The following is a 12,924-nucleotide window of genomic DNA, read 5'->3' as shown; positions in this document are numbered from 1 at the left end:
GGCTATTTTGCCTGCTCGAGCTTGGCCGCCTTGGCGGGCTCATACCACCAGATCTCCGGCGCGCCGACGCCATTGGCATAGCGCGGCAGCTTCTGCGGATGGCCGAACTGATCCCAATAGGCCAGCCGGTGCGTCTTGTTGTACCATTGCGGTATCCAATAGCGACCGGCGCGGAACAGGCGATCGAAGGCGCGGCAGGCGACGGTCAGCTCTTCGCGGCTGTCGGCCGCCATGATCTTGTCGATCATGGCATCGATCGCCGGACTGGCGACGCCGGCGAGATTGTACGAGCCCTTGGTGTTTGCGACCTGCGAGGAGAAGAATGCGCGCATGGCATCGCCTGGCGTCGCCGACATGCTGAAGCGCTGGATCGTCAGGTCGAAATCAAAATCTTCCTGCCGGGCCTTGTGCTGTACGGCATCGACGAGGCGCACGCTCGCTTCGATACCGAGCGTCGCCAGATTCTTGATGTAGGGCGCGTGGTGCGGCTGAAACGAGGGCTCGTCCAGCAGGAACTCGATCTTGAACACCTCGCCGTTCGGCAGTACCCGCTTGCCGTCCTTGATGGGAACGCCGGCCTCGGTCAGCAATTGCTGCGCCTTGCGGAGAAGGCTGCGATCCTGACCGGAGCCGTCAGAGGTCGGCGGCGTGAACGGCGCCGCAAACACCTCGTCGGGAACCTGGCCGCGAAACGGCTCCAGCAGCTTCAGCTCTTCCGGCGAAGGCGGCGCATTGCCCGCCATGAGGTCCGAGTTCTGGAACGGCGAGACCGTACGGGCATAAGCGCCGTACATGATGGTCTTGTTGGTCCACTCGAAATCGAAAGCATTGATCAGGGCCTCGCGCACGCGGGGGTCTTTGAATTTGTCGCGCCGCGTATTGATGAACCAGCCTTGCGCACCGGAGGGCGTATCGTCGGGCACGACCTCCATCTTGACACGGCCGTCCTTGACCGCGGGGAAGTCATAGCGCGTCGCCCAGATGCGCGAAGTGAACTCCTCGCGGTAGAGATAGCTCTTGCCGGTAAAGCCCTCGAAGGCGACGTCGCGGTCGCGGTAGAATTCGTAGCGGACGACATCGAAGTTGTAGCTGCCGCGGCAGGGCGGGAGATCAGCGGCCCACCAGTCCTTCACGCGCTCGAACTCGATGTAGCGATTGACCTCGAACCTGCCGACCCTGTACGGGCCCGAGCCGAGCGGAATCTCCAGCGACGATTCATCGAACGGGCGGGACGCGTAGTACGCCTTCGAGAAGATCGGCAGGCTGGCGACATAGAGCGGCACGTCGCGCGCACGCCCCTTGGCAAAGGTGACCACGAACGTCGCATCGTCGAGGGCTTCCGCGCCGACCATGTCGCGCATCTGCACGATGATCAGCGGATGCCCCTTGGTCTTCAGCGTCGTCAGCGAAAAAGCTGCATCGTGGGCCGTGAGCCTGGTCCCGTCGTGGAATTTCGCCTCGGGCCGCATCGTGAAGCGATAGACCAGCTTGTCCGGCGATATTTGCACGGATTTGGCGGCCAGCCCGTACATTGCGTCAGGCTCGTCACTTGCCCGGACCATCAGCGGCGAAAACGTCATGTCCATACCTTGTGCGCCGTCGCCTTTCAGGATGAAGGCGTTGAGCGAGTTGAAGGTCTGGTAGGACTGATTGTAGGCGCGCACCGACGGGATCAGCGAGAACGTGCCGCCTTTCGGCGCATCGACATTGACATAGTCGAAATGATGGAAGTCGGCGGGATATTTGAGATCGCCGAACGCCGACATGCCGTGCGCCTCGATCGCCGCTTCCGATGCTCGTGCGCCGCGCAACGGCTGCGCACCCAGCGACGCCCCGAGGGCGCCGCCAACACCCAAGACCAGCACATGGCGGCGTGACATCTGCGTCATGCGGGAATTGTCCTTCACGACTTCTTTGCGATCCGCGCCGCCTTGTCTGCGTCGTACCACCAGATGAACGGGAAGCCCGACTGACCGTATTTGGGCAGTTCCGCCGGCCGGCCAAAGCGATCCCAGCGTGCGGTGCGGACCTTGTTGTAGGTCCATTGCGGAACGACGTAGTGATTCCACAACAGCACGCGGTCGAGTGCCTTGGTGGCCGCGACGAGATCGTCGCGATCAGTGGCGTAGATCACCCGCTCGATCAGCTTGTCGACGGCCGGATTCTTGATGCCGGCGATGTTGCGCGAGCCGGCGATGTCGGCCGACTTGGAAGACCAGAACTCGCGCTGCTCGTTGCCCGGCGATTGCGATTCGCCCCAAGAGTTCGTGACGATGTCGAAGTCCCACTCGCGCGTCCTGTTCTCGTATTGGGTCGGATCGACCGTCCGCACGCTCACGGCAATACCGAGCCGCTCCAGCGACGGCTTGTAGAACAGCGTAATTCGTTCGAAGCTGGGATCCGAGTTGAGCAGTTCCAGCGAGAACTGGGCGCCGGTCTTGACGTCGATCAGCTTGCGGTCGCGCACCTCGTAGCCGGCCTCCTTGAACAGGCGCAGCGCCTCACGCAGATTGTCACGCACCGCTTCCGGGTTGCCTCCTACCGGATTGGTATAGGCCGTCGTGAAGACTTCGGGCGGCACCTGGGCGCGAATCGTCTCGAGGATCTCGAGCTCTTTTCCCTGCGGCAATCCGGTTGCCATCAGCTCGTCGATGCCGTCGAAATAGCTGCTGATGCGCTTGTACTGACCGAAGAAGATCTGCTTGTTCATCTCCTCGAAGTCGAACGCGTAGTTGAGCGCACGACGAACACGCGGATCGCTGAACTTGGCGCGGCGCAGGTTCGGCACGAAGGCCTGCATCACGCCCGAGCTGCGATTGGCGAACTCCTCGAGGATTACCCGCTTTTCGGTCACGGCCGGGAAATCGTAGGCGGTCGCCCAGCTCTTCGCGCTGTTCTCGGTACGCCAATCCACCTGGTCGGCCTTGAAGGCCTCGATCGCAACGGTGCCGTCGCGAAAATATTCGTAGCGCAGCTCGTCGAAATTGTTGCGGCCCACATTTATGGGCAGATCGCGACCCCAATAGTCCTTGACGCGCTCCAGCGCGATCGACCGTCCTGCAACGAAATCCTTGATCTTGTAGGGACCGGACCCGAGCGGCACTTCGAGCGTGGTGGTGGACACATCGCGCTTGCGGCCCTGCGCATCGGTCCCCTCCCACCAATGCTTCGGCAGCACGATGAGCTGCCCGACGATCTGCGGCAGTTCGCGATTGCCGGGCGCGTCGAACACGAACTTCACCTCGCGCTCGCCGACCTTCTCGGCCTTCACCACATGGCTGTAATAGGCCGAGTACATCGGATGGTGCTTCTTGAAGGAATCGAGCGAGAAGATCACGTCCTCCGGCGTGACGGGCTTGCCGTCGTGCCATTTCGCCTGCGGCCGCAGGCGATAGGTGACGAAGGAAAAATCGTCGGGATGGCTGACCGCTTCGGCCAGCGCGCCGTATTCGGTCGAGACCTCGTCAAGCGCCTGGGTCAGGAGCGATTCGTAGATGAATGCGACGGCGCCGGCGACCTGGCCCTTCACGCCCGAGACGACGATGTTGAAATTGTCGAACGTGCCGACGGCGATCTGGCGCGCCACGCCGCCTTTGGGCGCGTCCGGATTGACGTAGTCGAAGCGCTTGAAGTCGGCGGGATACTTGACCTTTCCGAACAGGGACAGCGCGTGGCGCCAAGGCAACCCATTAGAAGGCAGCTCGCTTGCCGATTGCGCCTGTGCCGTGCCGGCGACGGGAACGCCCGCGACGGAACCAAGGGCTGGAAGCGCTGCCGCAGCAGTGCCGGTGAGCAGGAGATCGCGTCGGGTAATGGCCAAATCAACATCCCTGTCTTGAAGGAGGCTACTCCTTTAAGTTCCCAATATAGGCGAGGTTTCGACGGAGTATGTTGCTTTTTCCTCATCTTGGAAGCCCGGCCGGCCTATCGGATGCGGCCAAACGCCCCGATAACGTCGTTGCGAGGCCCGGATAAGGAAACGGCCAGGCTTTTCAGCCTGGCCGCATATCCGAAAAATGCTCTGGAAGTCTTACTTCGACGCGGTCGGCAGCGGCTGCGGATGCTCCGACAGCGAGTTCAGATAGGCAATGACGTCGGCGCGCTCGGAATCCTTCGGAATGCCGGCGAAGCCCATGGCAGTGCCCGGGATGAAGCCCTTCGGGTTGGCAATGAACTTGTTGAGGTCGTCGAAGGTCCAGGTGCCGCCCTTGGCCTTCATGGCAGCCGAGAAGTTGAAGCCGCCACGGCCCTCACCCCGCTTCTCGCCGACCACGCCATAGAGGTTCGGACCGACACGATTGGGGCCACCCTTCTCGAAGGTGTGGCAGGCGCCGCACTTCTTGGCGGCGGCAGCGCCCTTCTCGACGGAGGCAGTCTGGAGCAGCTTTTCGATCGGCTCGGAGGAGGCTGCGGCGGCGCCACCTTCCTTGCCATGGCCAGCGTCTTCCTTCACCGCGATCTCGAAGCCCGGCTTTTCCGGCATCTTGGGGGAGAACAGTGCACTCGCGGTGAAGCTCGTCACCAGCAGGAAGAGACAGGTGCCGAGCACGGCACCGAGAATCTTATTGAGTTCGAAAGAGTCCATTTCCGGCCAGGCCCCACCGCAAGAAGGAAACAGCGGCCCAAGCGGCCGCCAGGACGAGCCTCGGGAGAATCAAACGTTCCTTATTGTTTCCCCGAGTTTTGCCATTGAGATATCGGTTTGCCCGGGGTCTGGCAACCCGTATAAGCGAGCCGGCTTCAGGCCCGTCCCCATCCCATTTCCCGGTGCGGAAAACGCTCCGTTTTCAGGCTCTTGACCCCAGACCTTTGAACCCAATGATCGACCCCCGCATCCTGGTTCTGATCCCGGCCCGCATGGCGGCCACCCGCCTGCCCGGCAAGCCGCTCGCCGATATCGCGGGACTGCCGATGATCGTGCATGTGCTGCGCCGCGCAGAGGCCGCTGCAATCGGCCGGGTTGCGGTCGCGACCGACACCGACGAAATCGCCTCGGTCGTGACCGCCCATGGCGGTGAGGCAGTGATGACCCGCTCCGACCACCCCTCCGGCTCCGACCGCATCCACGAAGCCATGCAGAAGCTCGATCCCGAGGGCAAGGCCGAGATCGTGATCAATCTCCAGGGCGATTTCCCGACCATCACGCCGCAGACCATCCGCGAGGTGCTGCCACCCTTCGACGATCCCGCGGTCGACATCGTCACATTGGCCTCGCAGATCCACACCGAGGAGGAGGACCTCGCGCCGAGCGTGGTGAAGGCGATCGGTTCGCCGATCGGGCCGAAGCGGTTGCGGGCACTTTATTTCACCCGCGCCACAGCCCCTTACGGCAACGGACCGCGATACCATCACATCGGGCTTTATGCCTATCGCCGCGCGGCGCTGGAGCGGTTCGTATCGCTGCCGCCGTCGCCCCTGGAACGTCAGGAGAGCCTGGAGCAGCTCCGGGCGGTGGAGGCCGGCATGCGGATCGACATCATGATCGTCGATAGCGTGCCTCGCGGCGTCGACACGCCGCCCGATCTCGAAACTGCGCGCAGCATCCTTTCCAAATCCTGAGCCGCTGCTACAAGGCCGAGCATGAGCAAGATGAAGATCGCATTCCAGGGCGAACCCGGAGCCAATTCCCACATCGCCATCGTCGAGGCCTATCCCGACGCCGAGCCGATGCCCTGCGCCACGTTTGAGGACGCGCTGTCGGCGATCTCGTCGGGCGAGGCCGATCTCGGCATGATCCCGATCGAGAATTCGGTCGCCGGCCGCGTCGCCGACATCCATCATTTGCTGCCGGCGTCCGGCCTCTTCATCGTCGGCGAATGGTTCCTGCCGGTGCGGCATCAACTGATGGCGGTGAAGGGGACCAAGCTCGAGGACATCAAGAGCGTCGAGAGCCACGTGCACGCGCTCGGCCAGTGCCGGCGCATCATCCGCAAGCTCGGCATCAAGCCGATCGTGCACGCCGACACCGCCGGCAGCGCCCGCGACATCTCGGAGCGCAAGGACAAGACGGTGGCCGCGATCGCCTCGCGCCTGGCGGCAAAGATCTACGGCCTAGACATCCTCGCCGAGGACATCGAGGACGAGGCCCACAACACCACGCGCTTCGTGGTGCTGGCGCGCGAACCGAAATGGGCGCCCCAAGGCACCGCGCCGCTCGTCACGACTTTTGTTTTCCGCGTGCGCAATTTGCCGGCGGCGCTCTACAAGGCGCTCGGCGGCTTCGCCACCAATGGCGTCAACATGACCAAGCTCGAGAGCTACATGGTGGACGGCAATTTCTTCGCCACGCAGTTTTATGCCGATGTCGACGGCCACCCCGATGACAAGGGCCTCGCCTTCGCCATCGAGGAGCTGAAATTCTTCTCGCGCGAATTCCGCATCGTCGGCGTGTATCCGGGCCATCCGTTCCGCGCGACATTCAGCGAGGCGCAGGATTGATAGCGTGTCCCGGACGCGCGAAGCGCGAGCCGGGACCCAGGGACAGGATACCCAGTCGCGAGATGGGCCCCGGCTCTGCAGCGCACCGCTGCACCGGACGATGCTTCGCATCGCCGGGGAAGCGCTGCGCTGCGTCCGGGGCACGAGAGCGGGTTTACGCGCTTTCTCTTTTCGCCAGCCCGAACGCCTCCGCCAGCAACGAATACGACTTCTTTCGGGCCTCGTGGTCATACACCGCCGTGATCACCATCAGCTCGTCCGGTTTGCTCGCGTAGATCAAGGGCTGCAGCTTCTTCTGCACCGTCGCGGGGCTGCCGACGAACAGGCGCGAACGGTTGCGCAGGATCGAGGTGCGCTCGGCATCCGTATACGGATAGGCCATGGCCTCCTCGACGCTCGGCAGCGGCAGATATTGACCACGGTCGCGGCGAAGGCGGTTGAGGTCGAAGGACGAGGCGAGCCTTTCGGCCTCCTCGTCGGTATCGGCCGCGATGACGGCGACCGCGAGAATGGCATGCGGGCTCGCGCGCCACGCCGAGGGCTGAAATCGATTGCGGTAATGCACCATCGCATCGATCGCGTCGTGGGATGCGAAATGATGGGCGAAGGCGAAGCCCATGCCGACCTGGGCGGCCAATTCCGAGGAATAATCGCTGGAGCCAAGCAGCCAGATCGGCGGTAGCCTGGTGTCGTCGGGCATGGCGACGACGTTGTTGTAGGGGTGCCCTGCGGGGAATTCGCGCGTCTCCCACAGGATCAATTCGTGCAGGCGCTCCAGGAAATCGTCGCCCTCGCGACGGTCGAGCCGGCTTCTGAGCGCGTAGGCCGTGGCACCGTCGGTGCCGGGCGCGCGGCCGAGACCGAGATCGATCCGGCCGGGAAACAGCGCCTCCAGCATCTTGAAGCGCTCGGCGACGACCAGCGGCGCGTGGTTGGGCAGCATCACGCCGCCGGAGCCGACGCGGAGATGCTTCGTCACCGCCGCGATCTGCCCGATCATGACATCGGGCGCCGGGCTCGCGACAGAGGCGAGGTTGTGATGCTCAGCGAGCCAGTAGCGGACATAGCCGAGCCCATCGACGTGACGCGCCAGATCGATGCTGTTGCGTAGCGCCGCGGCGGGCTTGGTGCCTGTTGTGACGACGGAGAGGTCGAGGACGGAGAGCGGGATCATGGCCGGTTAACGTAATGGAGGCCGTCGCGGCGGCAATGGGCGGGCTGCGCAGGCCTGACGCGTACGGACGGGCGGGCCCGCCAGCGGCTCAGGTTGGGCCAATTGCTGCTCGTTTGTAGACAGTTTTTATCCTGCCCACCACGAAATCAGGCCCGCGAAACGAAGCCAAAGAACAATAATTCTTTTTAAATCAGTATATTGTTCCGGCCATCCTCTTTCCCACCAGATGCGCGATTCAAACAAAGAAACTGCACATTGGCCCCTAAATGGGCAACTTCCCATCAATGATGGGCTGTCGACCCGGGGGCCTTTGCCGTATTTTAGGTCTCCGAAGCTAGATCCGATCGCCGGCCTACATTGGAGTGAGTGGCGCCATGACTGACCTGACGACGCCTGCGACAGCCGACCGGCAAGATGGGCACCTGAAACGGCCTGCGATCTCCTTCGAATTCTTTCCGCCCAAGACGGAAGAGATGGAGCGCAATCTCTGGGAGACGATCAACCGGCTCGCCCCGCTCGAGCCGAAATTCGTCTCGGTGACCTATGGCGCCGGCGGCTCGACCCGCGAGCGCACGCATTCGACCATCGCGCGCATCCTGCAAGAGACCGCGCTGCTGCCGGCGGCGCATCTGACCTGCGTCGGTGCTTCGCGCGGCGAGATCGACGAGATCGTCGACCGCTATCACGAGGTCGGCGTCCGCCACATCGTGGCCTTGCGCGGCGATCCCGTCGGCGGCATCGGCACGCCCTATTCGAGCCATCCCGAGGGTTATCAGAGCTCGGCCGGGCTCGTCGCCGGGATCAAGAAGCGGCACGGCGATATCGAAGTCTCGGTCTCGGCCTATCCCGAGAAGCATCCTGAATCGCGCGACTTCGACGCCGATATCGACACGCTCAAGGCCAAGGTCGATGCGGGCGCGACGCGCGCGATCACCCAGGTGTTCTTCGACAACGACCTCTACTTCCGCTATCTCGACCGCGTGCGTGCGCGCGGCATCGATATCCCGATCGTGCCCGGCATCATGCCCATGCACAATTTCAAGCAGGCGCGCAATTTCGTCACCCGGAACGGCACCTCCGTGCCCGACTGGCTCGCCGCGAAATTCGAGGGCCTCGATGACGATGCCGAAACGCGCAAGCTGGTGGCCGCGACCGTCGCCGCCGGCCAGGTGCAGAAGCTCGCCAAGCACGGCGTCGACACCTTCCATTTCTACACCATGAACCGCGCCGATCTCGTGTTCGCGATCAGCCATTTGCTCGGCATTCGCGCCAAGAGCGCGCAGAAGGCGGCATAAGAGAAAATGACCGTGACCGTCTCTCCGAAGCGAACTGCTCTCCTTGCCGCCGCGCGCGAGCGCATCCTCGTGCTCGACGGCGCCATGGGCACGATGATCCAGAACCTGCAGCTCGACGAGAAAGCCTTCCGCGGCGAACGCTTCAAGAACTTCCATCGCGACCTGCGCGGCAACAACGATTTGTTGATCCTGACGCAGCCGCAGGCGATCGAGGACATCCACGCGGCCTACTTGCGCGCCGGCGCCGACATCGTCGCGACCAACACCTTCTCGACGACCTCGATCGCGCAGGCCGATTACGACCTCACCGACATCGTCTACGAGATGGCGCGCGAAGGCGCCCGCCTAGCCGGCAATGCCGCCCGCCGCGTCGCGGCCGAGGACGGCAAGCCGCGCTTCGTCGCCGGCGCAATCGGTCCCACCAACCGCACGGCCTCGATCTCGCCCGACGTTTCCAATCCCGGCTATCGCGCCGTCACCTTCGACGATCTGCGCAAGTCCTATGGCGAGCAGATCCGCGGCCTGATCGACGGCGGCGTCGATCTCTTGCTGGTCGAGACCATCTTCGACACGCTCAACGCCAAGGCGGCGCTCTATGCGATCGCGGAGATCACCGAAGAGCGCGGCATCGACATGCCCGTGATGGTGTCAGGCACCATCACCGACAAGTCCGGCCGCCTGCTGTCGGGGCAGATGCCGGAAGCGTTCTGGAATTCGGTGCGGCATGCAAAGCCTGTGACCATCGGCTTCAACTGTGCGCTCGGCGCCGAAGATCTGCGCGCGCACATCGCCGACATCGGCCGCGTCGCCGACACGCTCGTGTGTGCCTATCCCAATGCCGGCCTGCCGAACGAGTTCGGCCAGTATGACGAAACGCCCGACTACATGGCGCGCCTCGTCGGCGAGTTCGCAGGCGACGGCCTCGTCAACATCGTCGGTGGCTGCTGCGGCACGACGCCGGACCATATCGCCGCGATCGCGGCCGCCGTCGCCCCGCACAAGCCGCGCATCGTGCCCGAGATCGCACCGCGCCTGCGGCTCTCCGGCCTCGAGCCTTTCGTGCTGACGGACGCGATCCCCTTCGTCAATGTCGGCGAGCGCACCAACGTCACGGGATCGGCGCGTTTCCGCAAGCTGATCACCGCCGGCGATTACGCCGCCGCGCTCCAGGTCGCGCGCGACCAGGTCGAAAACGGCGCGCAAATCATCGACGTCAACATGGACGAGGGCCTGCTCGATTCAGAAGCGGCGATGGTGACCTTCCTCAACCTCGTCGCCGCCGAGCCCGACATCGCACGCGTGCCCGTGATGGTGGACTCCTCGAAATTCTCGGTGATCGAAGCCGGCCTGAAATGCGTTCAGGGCAAGCCGGTCGTGAACTCGATCTCGATGAAGGAAGGCGAGGAGAAGTTCATTCACGAGGCGAAGATCGCCCGCCGTCACGGCGCGGCGGTCGTGGTCATGGCGTTCGACGAGGTCGGCCAGGCCGATACGTTCGCGCGCAAGACCGAGATCTGCAAGCGCGCCTACGACATCCTGGTGAACAAGGTCGGCTTCCCGCCCGAGGACATCATCTTCGATCCGAACATCTTCGCGATCGCGACCGGCATCGAGGAGCACAACAATTACGGCGTCGACTTCATCGAGGCGACGCGCTGGATCCGGCAGAACCTGCCGGGCGCGCATGTCTCGGGCGGCGTCTCCAATCTGTCGTTCTCGTTCCGCGGCAACGAGCCGGTGCGCGAGGCCATGCACTCGGTGTTCCTGTATCACGCCATCAAGGCCGGCATGGACATGGGCATCGTCAATGCCGGTCAGATGATCGTCTATGACGACATCGATCCGGAGCTGCGCCAGACCTGCGAGGACGTCGTCCTCAATCGCGACCCCGGCGCGAGCGAACGCCTGCTGGCGCTCGCCGAGAAATTCCGCGGCAAGAAGACGGAAAGCAAGGAAGCCGATCTCGCCTGGCGCGAATGGCCGGTGGAGAAGCGGCTGTCACATTCGCTGGTGCATGGCAACACCGAGTTCATCGAGCAGGACACCGAGGAAGCCCGCAAGAAGTCCTCGCGCCCACTCGATGTCATCGAAGGCCCGCTGATGGCCGGCATGAACGTGGTCGGCGACCTCTTCGGCGACGGCAAGATGTTTTTGCCGCAGGTGGTGAAGTCCGCGCGCGTCATGAAGCAGGCCGTTGCCTACCTCATGCCGTTCATGGAGGAGGAGAAGGCGCGCAACCTTGCGAGCGGCATCGGCACCGAGGGCTCCTCGTCCGCCGGCAAGATCGTGCTCGCGACGGTGAAGGGCGACGTCCACGACATCGGCAAGAACATCGTCGGCATCGTGCTCCAGTGCAACAATTTCGAAGTCATCGACCTCGGCGTGATGGTGCCGGCGGCGAAGATCGTCGAGACCGTGAAGGCGGAGAAGGCCGACATCGTCGGGCTCTCCGGCCTGATCACGCCCTCGCTCGACGAGATGGCGTTCTTCGCCGGCGAATTGCAGCGTGAAGGCTTGAGGCTGCCGCTCTTGATCGGCGGCGCCACCACCAGCCGCGTGCACACGGCGGTGAAGATCGACCCGAGCTATCGCGCCGGTCCCGTCGTGCATGTCAACGATGCCAGCCGCGCCGTCGGGGTCGCCTCCGCACTGCTCTCGCCCGAGAAGCGCGAGACCTATGCGGCCGAGGTGCGCGCCGAATACGCAAAGATCTCGGAGGCGCATCTGCGCGCGCAGGCCGACAAGAAGCGGCTGAAGCTCGCTGATGCCCGCGCCAACCGCGTGCCGGTCGACTTTGCCGCGAACAAGCCGGTGAAGCCGACCTTCCTCGGCACCAAAAGCTTCGACGAATATGATCTCGCCGAGCTCGTGCCCTATATCGACTGGACGCCGTTCTTCCAGACCTGGGAGCTCGCCGGACGCTTCCCTGCCATTCTCGACGACGCCAAGGTCGGCGAGGTCGCGCGCTCGCTCTATGACGATGCGCGCAAGATGCTCAACACCATCGTCAAGGAAAAGTGGTTCCGGGCGCGCGCGACGATCGGCTTCTGGCCGGCGAATGCGCAAGGCGATGACATCGTGCTCTATGCCGACGAAAGCCGGACCAAGAGCATCGCGACGCTGCACACGCTGCGCCAGCAGCTGGAGAAGCGCGAAGGCCGCTTCAACGCGGCGCTGTCCGACTTCATCGCCCCGGCCGGCGTGCCCGATTACATCGGCGGCTTCGTCGTCACCGCTGGGATCGGCGAGGACGCCGTTGCCGACCGCTTCAAGATGGCCAACGACGACTATTCCTCGATCCTGTGCAAGGCACTGGCCGACCGCCTCGCCGAGGCCTTTGCCGAACGCATGCATGCCCGCGTCCGCCGCGAGTTCTGGGCCTATGCACCTGACGAGGCGCTCTCCAACGATGAGCTGATCCTGGAGAAATACCAGGGCATCCGCCCCGCGCCCGGCTATCCCGCGCAGCCCGATCACACCGAGAAGGCGATACTGTTCGAGCTGCTCGATGCGGAGGCGACCGCCGGCGTGAAGCTGACCGAGAGCTTTGCGATGTGGCCGGGCAGTAGCGTGTCGGGGCTCTATTTGGCGAGCCCCGAGAGCTATTATTTCGGCGTCGGCAAGATCGAGCGCGACCAGGTCGAGGACTACGCGGCGCGCAAGGGCATGACGGTAGCGGAAGCCGAGCGCTGGCTCGCGCCGGTGCTGAACTACATCCCGTCGCAGGACAAGGCCTTCGCCGCCACGCCTGCGAACGACGAGATGCCGAAAGACCTCGCCTCGCATCCGCCGGGCTGCACCTGCGCGGTGCACCTCGTGTGGCAGAAAAAGCGCGCCGGCGCGGGGTAAGCGGGGCGTCCAAAACAAAGTAGAGAAAACAACCCCATGCACAGTAGCGATGGGGTTGAAAAGGCTTGAGGATTTTCGGCCTTGCCGAAATCCCGTTGCGGCGTCGGGCAAAACAGGGGTATTGTGGCATCATCGGGCTGCTGTAGCGGTCCGACACTCTCGCCAGGC

Annotated in this window: 8 protein-coding genes; 4 read left to right on the top strand and 4 right to left on the bottom strand. The window is 63.8% G+C overall.

Features of this window, described 5'->3' with window-relative positions; all coding sequences use genetic code 11:
- Positions 1-2 precede the first annotated feature (2 nt).
- From N2602_RS05745 to N2602_RS05735, 3 genes are all read right to left on the bottom strand, one after another.
- A complete protein-coding gene (locus N2602_RS05745) occupies positions 3-1,889 on the bottom strand; it encodes an extracellular solute-binding protein (protein WP_260382033.1) in 1,887 nt (628 codons plus the stop codon).
- Between the two features lie 14 nt (positions 1,890-1,903).
- Positions 1,904-3,820 (bottom strand): extracellular solute-binding protein, encoded by a 1,917-nt coding sequence (locus tag N2602_RS05740; protein WP_260382032.1) that lies wholly within the window; start codon positions 3,818-3,820, stop codon positions 1,904-1,906.
- 210 nt (positions 3,821-4,030) lie between these two features.
- A complete protein-coding gene (locus N2602_RS05735; protein WP_172784928.1) occupies positions 4,031-4,585 on the bottom strand; it encodes a cytochrome c family protein in 555 nt (184 codons plus the stop codon).
- Positions 4,586-4,818: 233 nt separating this feature from the next.
- On the opposite strand from N2602_RS05735, the gene N2602_RS05730 reads away from it, so the two are divergent.
- Together N2602_RS05730 and N2602_RS05725 are read left to right on the top strand one after the other, a co-directional pair.
- Complete coding sequence (locus tag N2602_RS05730) at positions 4,819-5,559, top strand: 3-deoxy-manno-octulosonate cytidylyltransferase (RefSeq protein ID WP_260382031.1); 741 nt, start codon at positions 4,819-4,821, stop codon at positions 5,557-5,559.
- Positions 5,560-5,580: 21 nt separating this feature from the next.
- On the top strand, positions 5,581-6,438 hold the full coding sequence (locus tag N2602_RS05725) for a prephenate dehydratase (RefSeq protein ID WP_212254156.1): 858 nt from the start codon (positions 5,581-5,583) through the stop codon (positions 6,436-6,438).
- Positions 6,439-6,592: 154 nt separating this feature from the next.
- On the opposite strand, the gene N2602_RS05720 is transcribed toward N2602_RS05725, so the two are convergent.
- Entirely contained in the window at positions 6,593-7,612 is a 1,020-nt protein-coding gene (locus N2602_RS05720; RefSeq protein ID WP_260382030.1) for an LLM class flavin-dependent oxidoreductase, read from the bottom strand.
- A 374-nt stretch (positions 7,613-7,986) separates the two neighbouring features.
- On the opposite strand from N2602_RS05720, the gene metF reads away from it, so the two are divergent.
- Together metF and metH are read left to right on the top strand one after the other, a co-directional pair.
- Positions 7,987-8,907: a methylenetetrahydrofolate reductase [NAD(P)H] gene (gene metF, locus N2602_RS05715; protein WP_212254154.1), complete on the top strand. Its 921-nt coding sequence runs from the start codon at positions 7,987-7,989 to the stop codon at positions 8,905-8,907.
- A 6-nt stretch (positions 8,908-8,913) separates the two neighbouring features.
- On the top strand, positions 8,914-12,756 hold the full coding sequence (gene metH, locus N2602_RS05710) for a methionine synthase (RefSeq protein WP_260382029.1): 3,843 nt from the start codon (positions 8,914-8,916) through the stop codon (positions 12,754-12,756).
- The last annotated feature ends 168 nt before the right edge of the window (positions 12,757-12,924 follow it).

Origin of the sequence: Bradyrhizobium sp. NC92 (genome assembly GCF_025200865.1) — a bacterium.
GTDB lineage: Bacteria > Pseudomonadota > Alphaproteobacteria > Rhizobiales > Xanthobacteraceae > Bradyrhizobium.
This window is presented reverse-complemented; position numbering and strand designations above follow the sequence as displayed.